Genomic DNA, 21,781 nt, shown 5'->3' with positions numbered 1-21,781 from the left:
CCTGCTCGTGGCGCCGAACATTTCTCGAGGGATGGGCGGTGAAGGACTGAAGGCGCTTCAGATCCATCTTGAGTTGCGGGCGCTTGGCCATGACGTTCGACAGGTGACGCATGCCCGCGTCCGGGCGGAGATGCAGCGCGATCATCCCGACCTCGCGATCGACTATACCGAGGACGGACCAGCGCAGGTGCTGTTGCACAGGATGAAGCTGAAGCCGTTCTTGGGGCTGCTGAATGCATGGCAGCTGCACCGGCGAACAATAACCGTCGCGGCCGATTTCGGCCCCGATGTCGTGCATTACACGTCACCTATCTCGCCCGTTCTGCCGTATTTCCGCCTGCCGGGCAGGGCGGTGGTGATCGGACCGCTCAACGGCAATGTTGCTCACCCACCTGCTTTCCGGGATCGGGAACCACGCGGCAAGCTGATCGGGCGCTGGATTCTGGCTCCGCTTCAGGCGGTGCTGGGGCACTTGTTCCGCGGCAAGCGGGAAGCGTTGTTGCTCGTCTCCGGCGGCGAGCGAACCATGAAGGCGCTTGAGCTGGGCGGTTGCTCGCGCGATCAGATGGTTGCGACGCTGGACTGCGGGATCCCCGACAGCCTGGTCGACCGGCCGAGGGTCACGCACGGCGGCGTCAATCGCCGCTTCGTTCAACTTGGGCGGCTGGTCGCCTACAAGGGCTGCGATCTTGCAATCCGTGCGGTCGCCGCGGCGGATCCGGGCACCACCCTCGACATCATCGGAGACGGCGAAGAGCGCGCTGCGTTGGAAGCGCTTGCCCGCGACCTGTCGATCGAGGATCGCGTAACATTCATCGGCTGGTTGCCGGCCGGGGAAGCGCTGTACGATCGACTGGCCGATTACCGCGGCCTGGTGCTGCCCTCGCTCGCCGAAGCGAACGGGATCGCCTTCCAGGAGGCGATGATGCTCGGCTTGCCTGTCATCTGCGTCGACTGGGCCGGCCCCAAAGAGTTGTTGAGTTCCGAGCACGCAATCATGGTCGCACCGACGGGTCAGGATGAGGTCGTCGCGGGTGTGGCGGCTGCCATGAACGAGCTGGGATCCGATGGTGGTCGGGCCGAGGCGCTTGCGGCACGCGCGCATCGGCGTGCAATGGATCTGGGGTTCAGGTGGCGTGATCTTCTCGGGCGGTGGCAAGACGTCTACCGCCGCGCGATCGCGCAGACGACCGCCGGCTAATCAAGGGTTTATCATGGCACTTACCCTGACCCGACCGTCCTGGCAGGCGGTCAAACGCGGCATGGTCAGCGATTCCAGCCTCATCATCTGGCTGATGATCTTTCAGAACCTGATGCGGATCGTCAGTTCGGTCACCCTGACGCGGCTGCTGAATGCGGAGGCGTTCGCGGTCGTGGCGGTAATTACCTCCATATCTGTTACACTCGGGCTGGTCTCTGACATCGGGATTAGCGCGTTTCTGGTACGGCATGAGCGAACCGTCGAGAACGATTTCCGCAACGAGGTTTGGACGCTGCGACTAGTCCGCGGTATCACTTTGTCGCTGGTCACGTTCATCATCGCGATTCCAGCGGCTGATTTTCTCGACAAGCCTGATCTTTACCTGGTGATCGCCGTCGCCGGTTTGTGGTCGGTGCTTGATGGATTAGGATCGCTTGCGCCGATGGTGGCGTTGCGCAACCGCAAGCTCCGTAAGCTTACCGCGATTGACATCGGGAGTCAGGTTTTTGGGATTTTGATCTCGATAGCGTTGGCGGCCTGGTTGCGATCTTATTGGGCGATCATCATTTCGAATATGGTTGGGCAGGTGATGGGCATCGTGTTCAGCTATATTCTATATGACAATTCGGGACATCGGTGGCGGTTCTCGCGGGAACGCGCGTCTGAGCTGTGGCGTTTTTCGAGATTTATTACCGGTTCGACGATTTTAACGCTAATCATCACGCAGAGTGACAAACTGATCCTAACGAAGGCGCTTCCGCTGGAAACGCTCGGTCTGTACGTCATCGCTGCCGGTCTGGCGGCAACGCCAGTGTCGATGGTGGCTTCCTATGCTGCTCGCATTACGTACCCGTTACTGGCGCAGGTTCGCCGTGAGGCGCCGGAGACGCTGGGCTATCAATACTACCATCATCGTATCGTCCCGACGCTGTTCTTCGCCTTTGCGGCGGGCGGACTGGTGGGGTTCGCTCCCGCGGTCATCGATATCCTTTATGATCCGCGCTATGCGAGCGCCGGCCTGTTCCTGCGGATCATGTCGATATCGTCGTTCTTCTCGATGGGAAACTACGCGGCCAACGAACTGATGATCGTGCTCGGCCGAACCCGCTTCACCTTGTTCACCAATGTGATCCGCCTGACCTATCTCCTCGCCGGGGGGGCGATCGGCTGGTATCTGAAGGGGCCTTTGGGGATCGTTTGGGCGGTCGGGACGGTTGAGGTTGTCGCCCAGATATTCGGCTGGTTCGCTCTCCGTCGGCTGGGATTGCTGAGCATCCGCTGGGAAACGATCATCCTCGCGACGGGCGCCGCCGGCGTTGCTACCGGCTACTTTGCCGACCAACTTGGTCGGTTGGTGCTGGGCATCCACTAGGCGGGAAGGCAGAAGCTGGCGGGAGTAACGGATCCATGGCAATTGCAGGTATAAGAGAGCTGCGACTATTCGCGCCTGACGCGAGATGCACAGGTTGCTCGATTACACTCCTCTCCATCCGGAAGCCCGACGCGACCGTATGACCATGGCAACTACCCGGATCACGGCAGTGATCGTCAACTATCGGACTCCCGACCTGACGGTAAATTGTCTGGCGGCTCTGGCACGCGAGCGGGACCGCGTGCCGCTGCTGGACGCCATCGTGGTGGATGGAGGTTCGGATGACGGTTCTGCCGAGCGACTGACTTCTCAACTGGCAGCTCCAGAATTTGTCGAGTGGACGAAATTCGTATCGCTAGGTTTCAACGGCGGCTTTGGCTGGGCGAATAATCAGGCCATCCGCCGGGCGATGACCCGGCCGCATCCACCCGAGTACATCTACCTCGTCAATCCGGACGCCGAGATCGAGCCGGGAGCGTTGGTCAGTCTGGTCGAGACGCTGCGTGTGCATCCGGAAGCCGCCTCTGCCGGCAGCCGTCTGATCGCGCCCGATGGCCGTCTACTGGGATCCGCATTTCGATTTCCGACGATCAGGCACGAATTCCTGCGCGGCGCCAATACACCCTTGCTGGAGCAGCTCAGCCGCACGCCGTCGCTGGTCGTCGAAGCCGATCACGGCGTGACCGCCGATTGGGTGACCGGCGCCAGCGTATTGTTTCGTACCGAGGCGCTGCGCCAGTGCGGCCTGTTCGACGAGGGCTTCTTTCTCTATTTCGAAGAAGTGGAATTGATGCATCGGTTGGCGAGCGCCGGATGGAGCGCCCGTTTCGTGCCGGAAAGCCGGGTCCGCCACGTCGGCGGCGCCGCGACCGGCGTAGCCGACGGCGTCAGTGCGCAGCGTCGTTTGCCGGACTACTGGTTCCGGTCGCGCCGGCGCTACTTCGCTCTGGCTTATGGACCGCGCGCCGCGAAGATCTCGGGGATCGCGTGGACGGTTGGTTACGCGTTGTGGCGGCTGCGCGAGTTGGCCGGTCTGGGCAGGAACAGTGCGCACGCGCCGGACGAGCTGGCAGATCTGAAGCGAACCGGCATCGCTCCTTCGCCGTTCGATCACCAGCCGGCGATCGGCCGCTGGGACGGACCGCTCGATGAGCCGCCGGCATGGGTGGTGAACGGATGAGCATCGGGATCATCGCGATCGGTCGAAACGAGGGCGAGAGATTGAAGGCCTGTTTGCGCTCACTGCCCGTGACGGCAAAGCGCATCTATGTGGATTCGGGATCGACCGACGGCAGCGTGGCCTTCGCGGAGTCGCAAGGGGTTCAGGTGGTGACCTTGCCGAAGGAGACGCGGTTTACGGCGGCTCTGGCCCGCAACGCTGGCCTTGCTTCGCTGCGCCCTGATGATGTGACCTATGTTCAGGTCGTGGATGGCGATTGTGAATTGGATGCCGGCTGGTTGGCCAGCGCCGTTGCAGCGTTGGAGGCGGAGCCAAATCTGGCTGTGGTGTTCGGTCGCAGGCGGGAGCGATATCCCATGGTCAGCGTGTATAACCGGATTTGCGACGACGAGTGGAACGTCCCGATCGGTCTAGCGATGTCGTGTGGAGGTGATGCCTTGTTTCGCCGATCGGCACTCGATGCCGCCGGCGGATATAATCCCGAGATGATTGCCGGGGAGGAGCCCGACCTGTGCCAGCGGCTGCGGGAAAGCGGATGGTGCATCCGAAGGATCGATCAGGAGATGACGCGCCACGATGCCGCGATCACCCACTTCGGCCAATGGTGGCGCCGGACAGAGCGCAGCGGCCACGCGTTCGCCGAACTGGCGTGGCGGCACGGAAGGAAGGGCGATCCGCATTGGCGCCGGGAGGTTCGGAGCATGCTGGTCTGGGCAGTCGCTCTGCCCGTCCTCATCGTGCTGTCGTTCTTCCTCATCCACTGGTCGGCAGGTGTGGTCCTCGCTGCACTCTATCCTATCCAAATAGCGCGGATCGCCAGCCGAATGCGGCGCGATCGGGGATTCGAGCCGTCATTTGCCTGGATGCTGGGCTCTTTTCTCGTCGTCGGGAAGTTCGCCCAGTTGAAGGGGGCGTTCCGATATCACTGGCGGCGCCTGACCGGTAGCCGTGCCGGACTGATCGAGTACAAAGGCGCCGAAGGATAGCGGTCATGAGCTTTCGTGCGTTGTGCCAGCAGATCCGGAACGACCTCGGTGCGCATCAGGGCGATTGGACGCGCCCCGGATTTCGCGCGATCGCCATCTACCGCTTCGGCGTGTGGCGCATGGGAGTGAGGCCCCGATGGCTTCGCGGTCCCTTGTCGGCGCTGTACAAATGGGGCTTCCGCCACTGCCGCAATGTGTACGGTATCGAACTACCCTATACGTGCACGATCGGGCAGGGAGTGATCATCGAACATCAGGGCGGCATCGTGATCCATGGTGCCACGGTGATCGGCGATCGATGCATCATCCGCCAGAACTGCACGCTCGGTATACGGCGACTCGGCTCGCTCGACGATGCGCCGATTCTCTGCGCGGACGTTCAGGTTGGCGCCGGAGCGGTCATTCTGGGCAAGGTGACCGTTGGTCAAGGTGCTGCAATCGGGGCGAATGCCGTCGTCCTTACGGATGTCCCCGCTGGCGCGTTGGCGATCGGGGTTCCGGCGACTATCCGGCAGAGGCCGTAAGAATTCGATAGCTCTCCGACCGAGGGTCCTGCCGATTTCGACAGGCCGGGAAGTCGTAGCTTGTTGACGGCAAACGTCAGTCGACGCGAACCACTCGTTGCTTGACGATCCTGGCCGGCACTCCGACCGCGGTCGCCCCGGCGGGTACATCGATGGTCACCACCGCGTTCGCACCGATCCGCGCATGATCGCCGATGGTAACCGCGCCCAGGATCTTTGCCCCGGCGCCGACATCGACATGACCGCCGAGTCGTGGTGCTCCTTGCCTGCCACCTGCGATCGTCACCTGTTGGAGCAAAAGGCAGTTGGGACCGATCACCGCCTCCGGGTGGATCACGATGCCATTTGGATGCGGCATCAAGAGACCCCCCTCGATGAACGCCGTCAGCGGGATATCCGCGCCCGTCACCATCGACCAGAAACGATGTCGCAGGACGGCCCAGCGCCCTTGCAACTGACCCAGCGGCCCATGCGCACCCTGGTACGCACGGATCGACGCCAGTAATGAACGCGAGGGATTCCACTGGCCGGGAGCCTTCGCCTCGCGCGTCCAGTCGGGCGTGACGGCCGACACGAAAGGTTCGTCATCGGCAACTGCTGGTAAGTCGTTGACGACCCCTGCCTTCGCGATCACGGCATCGTTCTTCGCGGGATCCTGCATATCATAGCGCACGGATAGAGCCTCTCGTGCTAATCGCCCATTAACGCAAGATCGGGCAGGCACGCGGGCTGGCAGGGCGTTGACCCTCGCGACGCGATCGTATTTGGGATGACAACCGCTTCGAAGCGGTAGAAGCGGGGCAGTGCGACGAGTCATGAACATTGCCTATCTCGTCAATCGCTATCCAACTGTAAGCCACACCTTCGTCCGGCGCGAGATTGCGGGTATCGAAGCGGCTGGCCATCAGGTGCTACGCCTGTCGATCCGCGCGGCACCGGACCATCTTCCCGATCCGGCCGATCGGGCCGAGCGAGAACGAACGACGGTGGTGTTGCAGCGGCCCGCATCGTTGTTGGCGGGCATCGTGCGACACCTGATCAGGCGACCGCGTAGGGTGGCAGCGGCGTGGCGCGCCAGCCGCTCCATGGTTCCGTTCTCGTTGAGGGGATGGATCACGCGAACCGCTTACCTGGCGGAGGCTTGCCGGATCGTGGATACGATGGTCGCTGCCGGTACGCGTCACCTCCATGCCCATTTCGGCACCAATCCCGCGGCCGTCGCGCGGATGACGCATCTTCTTTCCGGCATTCCCTACAGCTTTACCGTCCATGGGCCCGACGAGTTCGACGAGCCGCGACAACTGGATCTCGCCGGCAAGATCGCCGATGCCAAGCTCGTGGTGGCGATCAGCGACTATGGTCGCAGTCAGCTGTGCCGGTGGGTGGATGTCGATCTATGGCCGCGTATCGTTGTCGTCCGCTGCGGCGTGGACCTCGAAGCGATCGATCAGACGGATGGGTCCGCGAGCGAGGGGTATGACTTCTGCGTAGTCGCCCGGCTCGCGCCGCAAAAAGGGCTGCCGATCCTGGTGGAAGCGCTGGGCCTGCTGCGCGCGTCAGGCGTGATGCCGCGCGTCGCCGTCGTCGGCGACGGACCGCTGCGAACGACGCTGGAGCGAGAGGCGACGCGGCTAGGCGTTCACGATCAGCTGACGTTCCTGGGAAGCCGTGGCGGCGCCGACGTGGCGGCCCAACTCCGCCAAGCTAAGGCGATGGTCCTGCCGAGTTTCGCGGAAGGATTGCCGGTGGTCATCATGGAATCATTGGCCGTAGGCACGCCGGTCGTCACCACCGCCGTGGCGGGTATCCCGGAACTGGTGGATGCCGAGTGCGGCTGGGTCGTGCCGGCTGGTTCTGCGCCGGCGCTGGCTGCGGCGATGGCGGCTGCATTCGTTACGCCGGCCGATCGGCTGGCTGCCATGGGGGAAGTAGGGCGGAGGCGTGTCGAGCGGATGCACGATGCAGAGCGGAATGCCCGCCAATTGCTGTCGCACATGGTGGTCCAGTGACGATGCTCGATATTCTGTGCCTCGTCGTCACGACGCCGCTGCTACTCGTCACCAGCGTCTTCATCGTCGAGTGTTGGGGCGGTATCGTCCCGGCTCGGGCGGATGGTGCCGACTTCCCCATTGCCGATCCAACTGACGTCGTCGTGCTGATGCCCGCGCATGACGAGGCGAACGGCATCGCCGAGGTGCTGACGGCGACGCGTGCCGGCATGCCCGCAGGCATGAGGTTGTTGGTGATCGCCGACAACTGTACCGACGATACGGCGTCGATCGTGCGAAGCGCAGGCGTAGAAGTAATCGAGCGACACGACACGGATCGCCGCGGCAAGGGTTTCGCGCTCGATTTTGGCCGTCAAGCATTGTCGTTCGCACCGCCTGCGTGTGTCGTCGTCGTTGATGCCGACACGGTGCCGCAGCCTGGCGCGTTGAAACGGCTGGCGGCGAGGGCGATCAGCGCCGGTCGGCCGGTGCAGGGCGCCTATACCATCGAGGTTGCGCCGGCCGACGGCAGTGTCGCGCGCTTCTCGGCGGCAGCCTTCTACGTCAAGAACGCCGTTCGCCAGCTGGGCGCCGCACGAATCGGCGCGCCTGCCGTCCTGACCGGATCGGGCATGGCTTTTCCCTGGCCGGTCTTCGCCGACCTGCCGCTTGCAACGGGGCATGTCGCTGAGGATCTGATGCTGGGCATCGAATCGAGCCTGAACGATCGTGCCCCCCTGTTCGAGGCGAAGGCGGTCGTCCTGGGTACGACGAGTTCGGACAAGGGAACGGCCGTTCAGCGCCGGCGCTGGGAATCGGGCTTCTTCCAGGTGGCTTCGGACAGTGCGGGCGGGTTACTGCGTCGAGCGTTGACGCACGGCCCGCTGATGTCGGGATGGCTGGGGCTGCATTTGTTGACGCCGCCGCTGATCCCGCTCCTGGCACTCGATACGGCACTGATGCTGGTTCTGGCGACCGTCTGGCTGCTCATCGGAGTGGGAGGCGCGGCTTTGCTGTTGGTGGGCATCGCGACATCGATGGCGGTGGGGGGTGTTATCCTCGCCCTGGCGGCCCACCGGCGATTGGGCCTGCTGGCTGGTTGGCACGAAATTCCAAAGTACGTGTTATGGAAGCTCGCCTTGTCCTTGGCGGCCCTGATACGACGCGAGAAGACGTGGATCAGGACCGATCGAAACTAGGTAGGTCTCTTGTTAACCATGCAGGATTAGTCCGGCTGACGACGCCGGCGAGTGAGAAGGGGTAATACGAATCGTGAGTCCGTTCACCGATGCTGGCAGTGGCAGCGGCTCCGGCCCGCCGATCCAGGATCGGCGTGCGGCTCGCCGTCCGGCGATGATGGAACTGGCAGGACTGTTCTCGCGCTTCGTCGAGGGTGGCGCCGTCGTCGTCGTCGGTCTGGTCGGTATCTGGCTCAGCTATTCCGTGTTCGAGCTCCGCCCCATCGAGGATTATGTCCGGGTCGCCTGGTTGAGCACCATCGCATATGCGCTCGTCGCCGAGTTGACCGGCTGCTACGACGTAGACGCCCGCTTTACCCTGCGAATCGGCTGGACGCGGGTGCTTACCGCCTGGCTCGGCGCTTGCGTCGCCATGCTGACGCTCGCCTTTTTCCTGAAGGCGTCGGGTACTTTTTCGCGCGGCTGGACCGTCTTCTGGTTCCTGTCGGTCAGCGGCGGGCTCGTCATCGTTCGTGGTGGCACAACGCTGATGCTGCGATCCGCGAAGCGTCGGGGCGTGTTCAACCAGCGCGTCGCCATTCTCGGCTCGAACGTCCAGGGCAAGCGGCTGGCGCACTATATCGCAGACAATGGCCTGTTCACGATCGATCTGGTGGGTTGTTACGACGATCATGTCAGCGGCGATCTCACCCCGTCGTCCTGCCCCTACAGGGGAGGCGTCCAGACATTGCTGGCGGATATCCGGGCCGGACGGATCGATCAGGTCATCGTCGCGATGCCCTATGTCAACGATGCGGAGCTGCAGGGCGTGGTAGCGCAATTGTCGATGCTGCCGGTCCTGATCCGACTCGCTCCCGATCTGTCGTCGTTCACGATGGCCGGCCAGACCCTGGTCATGCTGGGCGACCTGCCGCTGATGACCCTGTTCGAGCGGCCGATCAGTGGCATCGACCAGATCCTCAAGCGGGCGGAGGATCTGTTTCTGGGCACGCTGATCCTCATCATGGCGGCGCCGTTCCTTGTCATCGTCGCCATCGCCGTGAAGCTCGATAGCCCGGGGCCGGTTTTCTTCCGTCAGGAACGCGAAGGGTTCAACCAGCGCAGCTTCCACATCTGGAAGTTCAGATCGATGCGGACCGACATGCTGGAATATAGCGACATTCGGCAAGCGCAGGTCGGTGATCCTCGTGTCACCCGTGTCGGACGGATCATCCGTGCGACCAGCATCGACGAGATACCGCAGCTGTTCAACGTGGTGATCGGGAACATGTCGCTGGTGGGGCCGCGACCGCACGCGCCGTCGACTCGGGTGGCTGGGGTCCTTTTCAGCGAAGCGACTCAGAAATATGCCGCACGACATCGCGTAAAGCCGGGCATGACCGGCTGGGCACAGGTCAACGGCTGGCGCGGCGAGACCGACACTGACGAGAAGCTGCTGAAGCGGGTCGAATTCGACCTGTTCTATATCGACCATTGGTCGGTGGGCTTCGACCTGTACATCATGGCGCGTACCGTGGCCGCGGTGATGTTTCCGAAATCCGCCTACTGAGCCACATCCGGGTGAGTCACCGCTGTCAGGCCTGTGTCTCGATCAGAAACAATGTGTGCCCTGTTTATATTAGGTTCAGCTTACGTATCCCAAAATGGGGCGGATTTGACATAGACGATCTTTACTTTTTGCTAAACTGCTGCTCTATCGAGCGCAGGCCGTCCTGCGGCCCGTACGCGATCATTCGCCCGAACCATCAAGGCGTGGGTCGCTTCCGAAGGTGAAACAGGGAGGTTTTTCCATGAACAAGCTCGCATTGACCGCGGCCGGCATTCTCGCCGCCATTGCCGTCGCCGCACCGGCGTCGGCCATTACTGTTGTATCTACGCGTGACGCGTTCGACGTGCCGGTCACCGGACCGTCGAGCACGGTATTCACCTTCAACTCGGGCAACACCGCAACCGAGATCTCGAATCTTCAAGGCGCTGGCTTTACGCTGGCAGCGACTGGACCGAATCCTGCCCCCGCCGGCGGAAATTTCGGCGTTCGTACCGGTAGCAACCCTAACATGTGGTCGGTCCCGACGCCGGGTGACAATTCGCCCTACGCTTCGGTGCAGGCAAATAGCAGCGTCAGCATTTTCAATCGCAGCAAGAGCTACGATCTCATCAGCCTGTATGTCGGTTCCGTCGACAGCTACAATTCGATCTCGTTGCTGACTACGACCGGTTCGGTGATCCGCACCTACACCGGCACTGAACTGCTGAGCTTCGCGACGCCCGCCGGTACGCCGAATGGCCAGGCTGCATATCGTGTGACGTTCACCCGACAGGCCGGTGATGCGGCGTTTGGCGGATTGCGAGTTGCATCGACGGAGTTCAACGCGGCCGAGTTCGACAACCTCGTGTTCGCGGTGCCGGAGCCCTCGACCTGGGCGCTGATGCTGGCTGGCTTCGGCATGGTCGGCTTCGCGATGCGCTCGCGTCGCCGCACGACGACCGTCTTCGCCTAATCTCGGCGTAATCGGTTAAAAGGGACGCCGCGGCCTGATGGTCGCGGCGTTTTTTTGTGCTTGCCGACGCGGAGCATGACAATGTGGCGTCAAACATTTTGGTTTGGGCGCACAGCTGGCGTAGAAGCCGGACTTGGAGACCGTCATGCAGCTTCGTCCTTCGAGTCCCATGCCCAAAGCCGCGACCGTCGACCGCCGTGAGCGGTCATGGGTATTTAGTGCGGGCAATCGGCACTTCTCGTTCAGCCGGACCGAATATACCGCGTCATTCGCAACGGGCCATCGGATCGTCGCCCCACGCCAACGTGGATGGCGGCCTACCGCGATCATTGGCACGATGCTCGGAATGCTGGGTGGTGCGACCATGATCGGTCTGGCGATCAATTCGTCGCGGGCCAGTGCCGGCTATCGTTACGTCGTCAGCATGCCGTTGCCGCCGGTACGGACGTTCCCGGCGCGACCGGACATCAAATCCAAGATGCCAATGACAGCCGAGCGCAGGGCGAGTTCTTTCCGATCAGTGGCGAACCAGTCACCTCCACGGGCGGAAAGGGCGGCGGCGAACGAGTTTACGGTAGGCGATCTCGATACGGTCGAGGCGACGGCAGTCGCGACCAGCATGACCGTCGCGATCCGGGCTGCGATGAGCAGCGGACATCTCCAGCAATGGACAGCGGCCGATGGCAGCGAACGCGGCTTCGTGGTCGTCGGCCCTGCGGATGGCACCAGCGGATGCCGTTCGCTTTCCATCCTGACGCGACGGGACGGCGACAATCGCGTCGAACAGCGGCGCGAATGCACGGACAAGGCGCGATAGTCGCCGCAGACGGTGGCGCGCTCCTGCACGCCACCGGTCGCCATCAGTCGGCGTCGGCCACCGCATTCAGGATGGCGCGGCCATAGGCGGTCTTCTTCAGCGCTTCGCCCTGCGCTCTCGCCTGATCGGCGGTGATGAATCCCTGCTCGAACGCGATTTCTTCCAGGCAGGCGACCTGGATGCCCTGGCGGTGCTGGATCGTGCGAACGAATTCCGAGGCCTCCAGCAGCGAATCGTGCGTGCCGGTATCGAGCCATGCATAACCACGGCCCATCTGTTCCACGTACAGGTCGCCCGCCTCCATGTAGAGGCGATTGAGATCGGTGATCTCCAACTCCCCACGGTGTGAGGGTTTGAGGTCACGGGCGAGTTGCACGACGCGATTGTCGTAGAAATACAGGCCGGTGACCGCGTGATTGGAGCGCGGCTTTTCCGGCTTTTCCTCAAGGCTGATCGCCTTGCCGCCCTCCGCCAACTCGACGACGCCGTAACGCTCCGGATCCTCGACTCGGTAGCTGAAGACCGTCGCGCCGCTGGTGCGCGCAACGGCACTGGCCAGCAGATCGGTCAGGTGTGCGCCGAAGAAGATGTTGTCGCCCAGAACTAGCGCGACGTTCTCGTCGCCGATGAATTCCGCGCCGATGGTGAATGCCTGAGCTAGCCCTTCAGGCCGGGGTTGTTCGGCATAACTGATCGACAGGCCCCACTTCGATCCATCGTCGAACATGCGACGATAATTGTCGATGAACTCCGGCGACGAGATGATGAGGATGTCGCGGATACCCGCCAGCATCAATACAGACAGCGGATAATAGATCATCGGCTTGTCGTATACTGGCAGCAGCTGCTTGTTGATGGCCAGGGTGGCCGGATGCAGGCGCGTTCCGGAGCCGCCGGCAAGAATGATACCCTTCATTTCGGTTTTCCTAGCAACTCGTCGAGAATGTCGCCCAGCGCGGTCTGCCATCCGCGCGGCTGGATGCCGTGATCGCGTTCGATGGCACGGTGGCTGAGCAGGGAATTGGCCGGTCGTGTGGCCGGCGTCGGAAATTCGGCGGTCGTGATCGCCTCGACCGTGGGGGAGGGGCCGCCGCGCGGCGCCGCCTGACGAAAGATCTCCTCGGCGAACCCGTGCCAGCTGGTCGGTCCTGCGTTGGAGAAATGATAGGTGCCGGTCGGCGCCTCCGCATCTTCCGCCAGCCGAACCACCAGTGTTGCGAGAGCAGCAGCGAGATCCGCGGCGCTGGTCGGACTGCCATGCTGGTCGGCGACGACGCGCATGACCGGGCGGTCGGCGCCGACGCGGAGCATCGTCTTGACGAAGTTGTTGCCGTGCGCGCTCACCACCCAGGCGGTGCGGACGATCGCATGACGGGCGCCCGACGTTCGAACCGCCAATTCCCCGCCCAGTTTCGATGCGCCATACACGCCGAGCGGCGCCACGGGATCGTCGACCTCCCAAGCTCCCTCCCGATCGCCCGGAAAGACATAGTCGGTCGAGACATGGACGATGGGGATGCCCGCATCCCGTGCGGCAACGGCCAGCGCGGCTGGCGCGAGAGCGTTGACCTGCCAGGCGGCGACCGCATCAGTCTCCGCCTTGTCGACCGCCGTGTAGGCGCCGGCGGAGACGATCGCGACCCACGGGTGCGATGCGACCATCCTGTTGATGGCCGCGGGATCGGTCAGGTCGAGTTCGGCACGGGTTAGCGCGATGGCCTGCCAACCCGCGGGCCAGTCGTAGCGGGCGAGCTCCGTGCCGACCTGCCCGGAGCCGCCGGTGACGAGTACTTGCTTCATCACCTGGGCTTACTCAGGCAGCGAGGCCGCGGCGCTGGGCGGCGCCGCGCTCGTCGACGATCTGCCGCCACCAGCCCTCGTTGGCGAGATACCATTTCACCGTCTTGGCGATGCCGGTCTCGAACGTCTCCTGCGGCGTCCAGCCGAGTTCGTCGCGTATGCGGCCGGCATCGATCGCATAGCGCATATCGTGCCCGGGGCGATCGGCCACATAGCCGATCTGTGTTTCGTACGATTGACCGTCGGCGCGCGGACGCTCCTGATCCAGGATCGCGCAGACTGTTTTGACGACCTCTAGGTTCTGCTTCTCGTTGTTACCGCCGATATTGTAGGTACGGCCGACCTGCCCCTTCTCGAACACCGTCTGAAGGGCACGGGCGTGATCCTCGACGAACAGCCAGTCGCGCACCTGATCGCCCCTGCCGTAGACGGGCAGGGTGTCGCCGGCGAGCGCCTTGACGATCATGAGCGGGATCAGTTTTTCGGGGAAGTGGTACGGCCCGTAGTTGTTCGAGCAGTTGGTGATCAGCACCGGCAGGCCATAGGTATGGCCCCACGCCGATACGAGATGATCGCTGCTCGCTTTCGATGCCGAATAGGGTGAGCGGGGATCATAGGGCGTGTCTTCGGTGAAGTAGCCCGTGTCGCCCAGCGACCCGAACACTTCGTCGGTCGAGATGTGGTGAAACCGAAAGGCGTCCTTTGCCGCGCCGTCCAGCGACTGCCAGTAGCGGCGCGCCTCGGTCAGCATCGTGAAGGTGCCGACGATGTTGGTCTGTATGAACGCATCCGGCCCATCGATCGAGCGATCCACATGGCTCTCCGCCGCCAGATGCGTGATGATGTCCGGCTTGAACTCCTCGATCGCCGCCCGCACCGCCTCGCCGTCGCAGATGTCGCCCTGTACGAAGCTATACCGGTTCGAGCTGGCTACCTCCTCCACGGTCGTCAGCGTTCCGGCATAGGTCAGCTTGTCGAAGTTCAGCACTTCGTGGGTGGTGTTGTGGATGAGTTGCCGAACCAGTGCCGAGCCGATGAAGCCGGCACCGCCGGTGAGCAGGATACGCATGCGATGGTCCTCAGGCGAGCGGCGCGAGCGGTGCGCCATCATAGGGGAAGGGGCTGTCGAACTGGGCGAGTGCCGGCAGTTCGATGTCCTTTGCAGACAATTCGGGGGTGACGCCGACGGGCATCGGCCAGTCGATGTCCGCCGTGTCCCAGCGGATGCCACCGTCGCAGTCGGGCGCGTAGAGGTCGCTGACCTTGTAGGTGACCTCGCAATCCTCCTCCAGCGTCAGGAAGCCGTGGGCGAAGCCGACGGGGACGAACAGCTGATGACCATTCTCCGCCGACAGTTCCGCGCCGACATACTGGCCGAAGGTCGGCGAGCCACGCCGAACGTCGACGGCCACGTCGTAGATCCGCCCGCGGATGCAACGAACCAGCTTGTCCTGCCCATGCGGCGGCGTCTGGAAATGCAGGCCGCGCAGCGTGTAGCGCGGGACCGACAGCGAATGATTGTCCTGCACGAAGCGCTGGGTGATGCCACGAGCGTGGAAGGTCGCCTCGTTATAGACTTCGGTGAACCATCCACGGGCATCGCCGAAGCGCCGCGGCTCGATCAGGACGGGGGTCGTGACTGACATGCTGGCGTCATCTCCTAAACGGAGGTGTTAAACAAGTCGTGGATGCAGCTGGATTGTTGCAGCGCAGGGGCAGTCGGCGTGCACGCACGGACACGCGAGGACATTGTCGGCCCTTTGTCGATGCTGCAACGCAGCGGAACTGCGGGATCGTTGCCCGGTTGAGCGTGGATGGATTTACTCGATCTCCTCCGCCTGCCGCGCGAATGGCTGTGGATGCAGAGCGTCATCGCCGTCTCGCTGGCGATTCTGTTTGCGCTGACCACACACTGGCTTGCCATGCGGCTGATCCTGCGCGCCGGACGTCGCAGTCGGCGCGATGCCCGGCAGATCGTGGTCGGCAGCGTGCGGCGGCCCTTGCAGTGGCTGTTCGTCATGGTCGCGGTCAGCTTCGTGTCGCGCGCCTTGCCGATGTCCGCCGACACCCGCGAGATGTGGGAGCGGCTGCTGGGCTTCGTCTTTCCCGCCCTGATGGGCTGGTTTGCGGTAGGAGTTCTCGAAGCCGTGCGGCTGGGTGTCGAGTTGAACACCGACATAACGGTCGAGGACAATCTGGCCGCCCGCCGGCGGCGCACCCGGGTCGCGATACTGGGGCGTATCGGCAGCGTTTTCATCGCGTTCCTGACGGTTTGCCTGATGCTTCTGAGCGTGCCGGGCATCCGCACCATCGGGGTAACCCTGATGGCCTCGGCAGGCATCGTCGGCCTGGTCGTGGGTGCTGCGGCGCAGCCCGCGCTCAAGAACCTGATCGCGGGTATCCAGATGGCCTTTACCGAGCCGATCCGGCTGGACGACGTGATCATCATGGACGGGGAGTGGGGACGGATCGAGGAGATCCGGTTGACCTTCGTCGTGGTACGGCTGTGGGACGAGCGGCGACTGGTGGTGCCGGTGTCCAAGTTCCTGGAGACCAGTTTTCAGAACTGGACGCGCGAGACCAGCCAATTGTTGGGATCGGTCTTCTGGTACCTCGATCCGGCAAGCGACATCGATCGCGTCCGGGCAATCGTGGGTGATGCGGTTCAGGCGAGCGCGCGATGGGATCGGCGTTTCTGGAACTGTCAGGTCACCGACGTAAAGGCGGACGCGATCGAGGTCCGCGGATTGATGACCGCCAAGGATGCCTCGACCGCCTTCGATCTCCGGTGCGAGGTCAGGGAGGCGGTGCTCGCCGCCATTCGAGTGGATATGCCCGAAGCGATGCCGCGTACGCGCGTGGCGATGCCGGATCGGCGCGCGGCGGCATGACGAAGCCACGGCGTACGCTCCGGCTGATCATGTACTGTGACGGCTTGATCGGGGGATGAGCGTCAGGCTGTTGCCGGCTCGGCCACTGGCGTCTTCTCCAATGCGTCGAGAAAAAGCCGGCACCACCAGAATACGTCCTCGCGGCGGATGCCCTCGATCAGTGCTTCCCAACGACGGACGCGCTCCTCACGTGGCATGGTCAGCGCGGTGACGATCGCGTCCGCCATCTCCTCGGCGCTGTACGGGTTGACGAGCACTGCCTCGATCATCTGGGCGGCAGCTCCAGCGAAGCTCGACAGGATCAGGACGCCGGGGTCCTCCGGGTCCTGAGCGGCGATATACTCCTTCGCCACCAGATTCATTCCGTCGCGCAGCGGCGTCACCAGTGCCACCCGCGCGGCGCGGTAGATTCCGGCCAATTGCGGGCGGGGGTAGCCGCGATTGACGTAGCGGATGGGTACCCAGTCCATATCGGCATATTCGCCGTTGATCCTGCCCGACAACGCGTCGAGATCGGCGCGGATCTCCTGATAGGTGTTCACCTTCTCACGACTTGGCGGCGCGATCTGCAGCAGCGACACCAGCGCCCGGCGGTCCGGATCGTTCTGGAGAAAGCGTTCGTACCCCAGGAAGCGCTCTCGCAGTCCTTTCGAGTAATCCAGCCGGTCGACGCCGACGATCAGGCTCCGCCCGGTCAGCGACATGTGCATGCGGTCGCGCGCGAACCGTGCCTCGTCGGAAATGGCGGCCGCCTCGAACTCTGCCGTGTCGATGCCGATCGGGGCGACGATCGCGCATATCGTACGGTCGCCGATGGTGACCGCATCGCCCTCGCCCAGGGTGCCGCCCATTACGTCGACGACGTAGCGGCGGAAACTGTCCAGCCAATCCTCCGTGTGGAAGCCGACAACGTCGTAGGCGAACAGCGATTCCACGAGCTTTCGATGACTCGGCAGGGAGGTGAGCAGCCGTGACGGCGGCCAAGGCGTATGAAGGAAGAAGCCGAGCCGGTTCTTCAGTCCACGCTCGCGCAACTGGCGGCCTAGTGGGATCAAATGATAGTCATGCACCCAGACCAGATCGCTAGGCTCGATCAGCGGCAATACCGTGTCGGCGAAGCGCGCGTTCACGCGGGCATAGCCGCTATCGAAGTCGCGCTCGAACTCGGTCAGGTCGATTCGGTAGTGGAATAGCGGCCACAACGTCCGGTTTGCGAAACCATTGTAATACTCGTCGATATCCTGTTCCTCGAGGTCGATGGTCGCCGTGGTGACGCCGTCGCCCTGGGTCAGCTGGATATCGCCGGTGAAATGCTCGGTCGTTTCGCCCGACCATCCAAACCAGATGCCGCCATGTTCGCGCAAGGCAGAGAGCAGCGCGACGGCCAAGCCGCCCTGATTCGCGCTGGCATCCTTGCTGGGTACCGCGACCCGGTTTGAAATGACGACCAGCCGGCTCATGCCCGCTGCTCCGCCACCGCCTCCGCGCGGGCGAGGACCTCGTCGATCCACTCGCGAAGTGCGGCCACGTCATCAAGCCGGTAGGCGGCAGCCGTCGCGCGCGGCGGATCGATCAACACTCCTGCTCCGCCCAGTTCGGTTGCTGCCACGAAGCCGTCCTCGTCGGTCAGGTCGTCGCCGAAGAACCAGGGCGTGGTACCGTGCAGCGCGGCGTTGTCCATCAGCGTGGCGATCGCCTGTCCCTTGTCGCCGGGCAGGCGAACCTCGACCATCATCTTGCCGCGATTGGCATGAAGGCCGAATCGAGTCGCGACCCGTTCCGCCATCGCGACCGCCTCACCCTCCCGCTCCGGGCATTGGCGATAATGGAGCGTGACGCCGAGCGACTTGGCCTCGAACAACAGCCCCTCCAGCGCCGCGAACGCCTTCAGCTCCGCGGCTGCGCTTTCCAACTCTGCGGACCGCTCGGGACGCACATGCCCCTCTCGTGAGGTGCGACGCTCTGCGCCGTGGCTGCCAGCGATGGCGAGCCCCTTTGCATGATGCCCCATCAATGCGTCGATCTGGGCGATCGAGCGACCGGTGACGATCGCGACCCTGCCGTTCGTGGCGCGGGATAGCCGGGACAATCGGTTCCCCAGCGCATCGTCGACGACGACGCCGTCAGGTGTCTGCGCCAGATCGACCAAGGTGCCGTCGAAGTCGAAGAACAGGCTGGCGGTGGCAAGGTCTGGATAGGGAGGGGGATCGAGCTCGATCGATTGCGAAGAGGCCATGGCCGGTCAACCCGTCGCGCTCGTGACCGTTCCGCCCTGTCTGCCTCAGATCACCCGATACGGCACGGTTCGTCGCGTCAGCGGGTCGACGGCGATCCGGCGGTCCGCCGGCGGAAATGCCCGCTGGTCGCAGTCCGGGCGGGGGCAGAGCCGACAGGAGATGCCGATGGGCGTCGCCGCCCCGGATCGATCGATCGCGTCGGCGTAGACGAACTCGGCCGCGTGGACGGCCTCGCATCCCAGGACTACGGCGTAGCGGCGTGACAGGCGGGCAAAGCGGCCCGACGGCTTCACCAGTCCTTTCGCCATCGAGACATAGCGCACTCCGTCCGGGGTCTCGGCATGCTGGACAAGGATCCGGTCGGGGATCGCGGCGGCTTCGTGGACGTGCCACAAGGGGCAGGCGCCGCCGAAGCGGGCGAACTGCAATCGTGTCGCCGAGTGCCGCTTGGTGATGTTGCCCGCCATGTCTACCCGGCAGAAGTAGAACGGGATCCCCGCCGCTCCCTGTCGCTGAAGCGTCGAAAGGCGATGGCACGCCTGTTCGAAGCTGACGCCGAAGCGACGCGACAGCAGGTCGATGTCATGGCGCATCGATCGGGCCGCGGATCGGAATGCCGCATAGGGCATCAGCAGCGCTCCCGCGGCATAGTTCGCCAGCCCGATCTCCAGCAGGCGGCGCGCTTCCGGCGCTTCGAGCCCCGATTGCGCGACGATTGCGGCTATCCGATCGACGAAGGCGATGGCGACCAGGCGATGGGCGAGCTGGAAGCGGCGGCTCTCCGGGGTCAGCGCGCCGCCAAGAAGCAGGACATCTCTCTCCATCCGCGCGAGTGGCGCATCGGGATCGCGATCAAGGACGGTTCGAATGCCGTAACCGCCGAGTGCAGTGTCGAGGATCCCGTCGACCATGGCGATTCCCGCCTCGGCATCCTTGGCCATCAGCGTTGCCGCCAATTCCTCGGCCGCCCGGTCGAGCGGGTCGACATAGTTGCCCGCCTCGTGGAACCAGTCGCGCACCGCCTCCCACGGTAGACGGGCCGAGCCGCCGGCGACCAGCGTCTCCTCCGCCAGGGCGAGCCGGTCCTCGGCCGCCCGTTTGGCGACGTGCAGGGCGATCAGCCGATCGGCGATGTCCGGCTGTTCCTCCGCCAGCCGTACTGCGACATCGACACCCAGCGGCATCAAGGCCGGATCGGCCAGTGCCTCACCAAGGGCGGCTATTCGTCGCGCCGACCCCTGACCCTCGATCCCCGCCAGTGCGTGCGGGAAGTGGCGGGCCAATGCCGCGATCACCGCTGCCGTCAGCGGCCGTTCCCCGCTTTCCAATTGCGACAGGTAGCTGACCGACAGGCCCAGCCGCGTGGCCATGCCCCGCTGGTTCAGGCCGGCGGAGCCTCGTAGCGAGCGGAGCTGTTCTCCGGCGTACAGTCGCGGGTTGGGCATGTCTCCGGCACTAGTTCGCAAGAAAGACGTTCGCAACTTCGCAAGTTCACATTTGCGCTGGCCGTGATCGGCGGGCAGGACGCATCGGCCGTGTCTGCGAGAGGAACTGCCAATGTCGTCTACCATCGCAATGCTGGAGACGAAGCGCGCGGCGGCGAGGCTGGGCGGCGGCGAGAAGCGCATCGCCGCCCAGCACGCCAAGGGAAAGCTGACCGCGCGGGAACGGCTGGATGTGCTGCTTGACGAGGACAGCTTCGAGGAGCTCGACATGTTCGTCGAGCACAATTGCGTCGATTTCGGCATGCAGGATCAGATCGTGCCGGGCGATGGCGTCGTCACAGGGTCGGGAACGATCAACGGGCGGCTGGTCTTCGTCTTCAGCCAGGACTTCACCGTCTTCGGCGGGTCGCTGTCTGAACGGCACGCTGCCAAGATTTGCAAGATCATGGACATGGCATTGAAGGTCGGTGCGCCGGTGATCGGCCTGAACGATTCCGGCGGTGCGCGCATCCAAGAGGGCGTTGCCTCGCTTGGCGGCTATGCCGAGGTGTTTCAGCGCAATGTGCTGGCATCGGGCGTAGTGCCGCAGTTGTCGTTGATCATGGGTCCGTGCGCGGGTGGTGCGGTCTATTCGCCGGCGATGACGGACTTCATCTTCATGGTGAAGGATTCCAGTTACATGTTCGTCACCGGCCCGGATGTCGTGAAGACGGTGACCAACGAGGTGGTGACGCAGGAGGCGCTGGGCGGAGCGGTCACGCATACCACCAAGACCAGCGTCGCCGACGTCGCGTTCGAGAACGATATCGAGGCGCTGCTGGCGGCGCGGGACTTCATCGATTTCCTGCCGGCATCGAACCGCGACGGCGTGCCGGAACGACCCGCGGCCGACGATTGGGACCGGATCGAGGAGAGCCTCGACACGCTGATCCCGGCCAGCGCCAGCCAGCCCTACGACATGCACGAGTTGATCCGGAAGGTCGTCGACGAAGGCGATTTCTTCGAGATCCAGCCGGCGCATGCGGGCAACATCCTGTGCGGCTTCGGCCGGATCGAGGGACGCACGGTCGGGATCGTCGCCAACCAGCCGATGGTCCTGGCCGGGGTGCTCGACATCAACTCGTCAAAGAAGGCTGCGCGTTTCGTCCGCTTCTGCGACGCCTTCGAAATCCCGATCGTGACCTTCGTCGACGTGCCGGGCTTCCTTCCCGGAACGGCACAGGAGCATAACGGCATCATCAAGCACGGGGCGAAGCTGCTCTTCGCCTATGCCGAGGCGACCGTGCCGAAGATCACCGTGATCACCCGCAAGGCCTATGGCGGCGCGTACGACGTGATGGCGTCGAAGCATCTGCGCGGCGACCTTAACTATGCATGGCCGACCGCCGAGATCGCGGTGATGGGCGCCAAGGGCGCAGTGGAGATCATCTTCCGCGGTCGCACGCCCGAAGAAATCGCGGAGCGGACAGCGGAGTACGAGGCACGCTTCGCCAATCCGTTCGTCGCGGCATCCAAGGGCTTCATCGACGAGGTGATCCAACCCCACTCGACCCGTCGGCGCATCGCCCTGGGATTGCGGAAACTCCGTGGCAAGACACTGGAGAACCCGTGGAAGAAGCACGACAATATCCCGCTGTGAG

The 21,781-nt window shown here is 63.7% G+C and carries 20 protein-coding genes; 12 read left to right on the top strand and 8 right to left on the bottom strand.

What is annotated here, in order from left to right; translation table 11 throughout:
• Window positions 1–7: 7 nt before the first annotated feature.
• The 5 genes from ABC319_RS07030 to ABC319_RS07010 all read left to right on the top strand — a co-directional run bounded on the left by ABC319_RS07030 (window position 8) and on the right by ABC319_RS07010 (window position 5,263).
• Complete coding sequence (locus tag ABC319_RS07030) at window positions 8–1,201, top strand: glycosyltransferase family 4 protein (RefSeq protein WP_413069533.1); 1,194 nt, start codon at window positions 8–10, stop codon at window positions 1,199–1,201.
• Between the two features lie 13 nt (window positions 1,202–1,214).
• A complete protein-coding gene (locus ABC319_RS07025; protein WP_413069532.1) occupies window positions 1,215–2,573 on the top strand; it encodes an oligosaccharide flippase family protein in 1,359 nt (452 codons plus the stop codon).
• 169 nt (window positions 2,574–2,742) lie between these two features.
• Window positions 2,743–3,753, top strand: a complete 1,011-nt coding sequence (locus ABC319_RS07020) for a glycosyltransferase family 2 protein (protein WP_413069531.1) — start codon at window positions 2,743–2,745, stop codon at window positions 3,751–3,753.
• Window positions 3,750–4,739 (top strand): glycosyltransferase family 2 protein, encoded by a 990-nt coding sequence (locus ABC319_RS07015; protein ID WP_413069530.1) that lies wholly within the window; start codon window positions 3,750–3,752, stop codon window positions 4,737–4,739. The genes ABC319_RS07020 and ABC319_RS07015 overlap by 4 nt, the downstream gene beginning before the upstream one ends.
• Before the next feature lie 5 nt (window positions 4,740–4,744).
• Window positions 4,745–5,263 carry a serine O-acetyltransferase gene (locus tag ABC319_RS07010; RefSeq protein ID WP_413069529.1) on the top strand — a complete coding sequence of 173 codons (519 nt, stop codon included), beginning with the start codon at window positions 4,745–4,747 and terminating at the stop codon, window positions 5,261–5,263.
• Between the two features lie 76 nt (window positions 5,264–5,339).
• Here ABC319_RS07010 and ABC319_RS07005 read toward each other — a convergent pair whose 3' ends face one another.
• Window positions 5,340–5,924: a serine O-acetyltransferase gene (locus tag ABC319_RS07005; protein WP_413069528.1), complete on the bottom strand. Its 585-nt coding sequence runs from the start codon at window positions 5,922–5,924 to the stop codon at window positions 5,340–5,342.
• 154 nt (window positions 5,925–6,078) lie between these two features.
• Between ABC319_RS07005 and ABC319_RS07000 the strand changes: the two genes are divergently transcribed.
• The 5 genes from ABC319_RS07000 (at window position 6,079) to ABC319_RS06980 (ending at window position 11,768) form a co-directional block, all read left to right on the top strand.
• Window positions 6,079–7,272, top strand: coding sequence for a glycosyltransferase family 4 protein (locus tag ABC319_RS07000; protein ID WP_413069527.1), 1,194 nt, complete (start codon window positions 6,079–6,081; stop codon window positions 7,270–7,272).
• Window positions 7,273–7,274: 2 nt separating this feature from the next.
• Window positions 7,275–8,450, top strand: a complete 1,176-nt coding sequence (locus ABC319_RS06995; protein WP_413071642.1) for a glycosyltransferase family 2 protein — start codon at window positions 7,275–7,277, stop codon at window positions 8,448–8,450.
• Between the two features lie 73 nt (window positions 8,451–8,523).
• On the top strand, window positions 8,524–9,999 hold the full coding sequence (locus ABC319_RS06990; protein ID WP_413069526.1) for an undecaprenyl-phosphate glucose phosphotransferase: 1,476 nt from the start codon (window positions 8,524–8,526) through the stop codon (window positions 9,997–9,999).
• 241 nt (window positions 10,000–10,240) lie between these two features.
• A complete protein-coding gene (locus ABC319_RS06985) occupies window positions 10,241–10,951 on the top strand; it encodes a PEPxxWA-CTERM sorting domain-containing protein (protein WP_413069525.1) in 711 nt (236 codons plus the stop codon).
• Between the two features lie 145 nt (window positions 10,952–11,096).
• Entirely contained in the window at window positions 11,097–11,768 is a 672-nt protein-coding gene (locus ABC319_RS06980; RefSeq protein ID WP_413069524.1) for a hypothetical protein, read from the top strand.
• A 43-nt stretch (window positions 11,769–11,811) separates the two neighbouring features.
• Here ABC319_RS06980 and rfbA read toward each other — a convergent pair whose 3' ends face one another.
• From rfbA to rfbC, 4 genes are read right to left on the bottom strand one after another with little or no spacing between them, the layout of a single operon-like run.
• Window positions 11,812–12,684: a glucose-1-phosphate thymidylyltransferase RfbA gene (rfbA, locus tag ABC319_RS06975; protein ID WP_413071641.1), complete on the bottom strand. Its 873-nt coding sequence runs from the start codon at window positions 12,682–12,684 to the stop codon at window positions 11,812–11,814.
• A complete protein-coding gene (rfbD, locus tag ABC319_RS06970; RefSeq protein WP_413069523.1) occupies window positions 12,681–13,568 on the bottom strand; it encodes a dTDP-4-dehydrorhamnose reductase in 888 nt (295 codons plus the stop codon). The genes rfbA and rfbD overlap by 4 nt, the downstream gene beginning before the upstream one ends.
• A 13-nt stretch (window positions 13,569–13,581) precedes the next feature.
• Window positions 13,582–14,637 carry a dTDP-glucose 4,6-dehydratase gene (rfbB, locus tag ABC319_RS06965; RefSeq protein ID WP_413069522.1) on the bottom strand — a complete coding sequence of 352 codons (1,056 nt, stop codon included), beginning with the start codon at window positions 14,635–14,637 and terminating at the stop codon, window positions 13,582–13,584.
• 10 nt (window positions 14,638–14,647) lie between these two features.
• Entirely contained in the window at window positions 14,648–15,214 is a 567-nt protein-coding gene (rfbC, locus tag ABC319_RS06960; RefSeq protein ID WP_413069521.1) for a dTDP-4-dehydrorhamnose 3,5-epimerase, read from the bottom strand.
• A 168-nt stretch (window positions 15,215–15,382) separates the two neighbouring features.
• Between rfbC and ABC319_RS06955 the strand changes: the two genes are divergently transcribed.
• Entirely contained in the window at window positions 15,383–16,459 is a 1,077-nt protein-coding gene (locus ABC319_RS06955; protein WP_413069520.1) for a mechanosensitive ion channel family protein, read from the top strand.
• A 62-nt stretch (window positions 16,460–16,521) separates the two neighbouring features.
• On the opposite strand, the gene ABC319_RS06950 is transcribed toward ABC319_RS06955, so the two are convergent.
• Genes ABC319_RS06950 through ABC319_RS06940 form a run of 3 tightly spaced genes read right to left on the bottom strand, consistent with a single transcriptional unit; the run spans window position 16,522 to window position 20,141 of the window.
• Window positions 16,522–17,919 (bottom strand): alpha,alpha-trehalose-phosphate synthase (UDP-forming), encoded by a 1,398-nt coding sequence (locus tag ABC319_RS06950; RefSeq protein WP_413069519.1) that lies wholly within the window; start codon window positions 17,917–17,919, stop codon window positions 16,522–16,524.
• Window positions 17,916–18,695 carry a trehalose-phosphatase gene (gene otsB, locus ABC319_RS06945; protein ID WP_413069518.1) on the bottom strand — a complete coding sequence of 260 codons (780 nt, stop codon included), beginning with the start codon at window positions 18,693–18,695 and terminating at the stop codon, window positions 17,916–17,918. The genes ABC319_RS06950 and otsB overlap by 4 nt, the downstream gene beginning before the upstream one ends.
• Window positions 18,696–18,740: 45 nt before the next feature.
• A complete protein-coding gene (locus ABC319_RS06940) occupies window positions 18,741–20,141 on the bottom strand; it encodes a helix-turn-helix domain-containing protein (protein WP_413069517.1) in 1,401 nt (466 codons plus the stop codon).
• A gap of 112 nt (window positions 20,142–20,253) precedes the next feature.
• On the opposite strand from ABC319_RS06940, the gene ABC319_RS06935 reads away from it, so the two are divergent.
• The gene (locus ABC319_RS06935) at window positions 20,254–21,780 is read left to right on the top strand and encodes an acyl-CoA carboxylase subunit beta (protein WP_413069516.1); all 1,527 of its coding nucleotides are present in this window, start codon (window positions 20,254–20,256) and stop codon (window positions 21,778–21,780) included.
• The last annotated feature ends 1 nt before the right edge of the window (window position 21,781 follow it).

Origin of the sequence: Sphingomonas phoenicis (assembly GCF_047238005.1) — a bacterium.
GTDB lineage: Bacteria > Pseudomonadota > Alphaproteobacteria > Sphingomonadales > Sphingomonadaceae > Sphingomonas.
Note: the sequence above shows the minus strand (reverse complement) of the source record. Positions and strands in the feature narration are given on the sequence as shown.

Coding starts and splice junctions, on each gene's coding strand:
- ABC319_RS07005 (WP_413069528.1), bottom strand. CDS start 5,924: ATGCAGGATCCCGCGAAGAACGATGCCGTGATCGCGAAGGCAGGGGTC.
- rfbA (WP_413071641.1), bottom strand. CDS start 12,684: ATGAAGGGTATCATTCTTGCCGGCGGCTCCGGAACGCGCCTGCATCCG.
- otsB (WP_413069518.1), bottom strand. CDS start 18,695: ATGGCCTCTTCGCAATCGATCGAGCTCGATCCCCCTCCCTATCCAGAC.
- rfbD (WP_413069523.1), bottom strand. CDS start 13,568: ATGAAGCAAGTACTCGTCACCGGCGGCTCCGGGCAGGTCGGCACGGAG.
- ABC319_RS06950 (WP_413069519.1), bottom strand. CDS start 17,919: ATGAGCCGGCTGGTCGTCATTTCAAACCGGGTCGCGGTACCCAGCAAG.
- ABC319_RS07015 (WP_413069530.1), top strand. CDS start 3,750: ATGAGCATCGGGATCATCGCGATCGGTCGAAACGAGGGCGAGAGATTG.
- ABC319_RS07010 (WP_413069529.1), top strand. CDS start 4,745: ATGAGCTTTCGTGCGTTGTGCCAGCAGATCCGGAACGACCTCGGTGCG.
- ABC319_RS06955 (WP_413069520.1), top strand. CDS start 15,383: ATGGATTTACTCGATCTCCTCCGCCTGCCGCGCGAATGGCTGTGGATG.
- rfbB (WP_413069522.1), bottom strand. CDS start 14,637: ATGCGTATCCTGCTCACCGGCGGTGCCGGCTTCATCGGCTCGGCACTG.
- ABC319_RS06985 (WP_413069525.1), top strand. CDS start 10,241: ATGAACAAGCTCGCATTGACCGCGGCCGGCATTCTCGCCGCCATTGCC.
- ABC319_RS06940 (WP_413069517.1), bottom strand. CDS start 20,141: ATGCCCAACCCGCGACTGTACGCCGGAGAACAGCTCCGCTCGCTACGA.
- ABC319_RS06935 (WP_413069516.1), top strand. CDS start 20,254: ATGTCGTCTACCATCGCAATGCTGGAGACGAAGCGCGCGGCGGCGAGG.
- ABC319_RS07000 (WP_413069527.1), top strand. CDS start 6,079: ATGAACATTGCCTATCTCGTCAATCGCTATCCAACTGTAAGCCACACC.
- rfbC (WP_413069521.1), bottom strand. CDS start 15,214: ATGTCAGTCACGACCCCCGTCCTGATCGAGCCGCGGCGCTTCGGCGAT.
- ABC319_RS06995 (WP_413071642.1), top strand. CDS start 7,275: ATGCTCGATATTCTGTGCCTCGTCGTCACGACGCCGCTGCTACTCGTC.
- ABC319_RS07025 (WP_413069532.1), top strand. CDS start 1,215: ATGGCACTTACCCTGACCCGACCGTCCTGGCAGGCGGTCAAACGCGGC.
- ABC319_RS06980 (WP_413069524.1), top strand. CDS start 11,097: ATGCAGCTTCGTCCTTCGAGTCCCATGCCCAAAGCCGCGACCGTCGAC.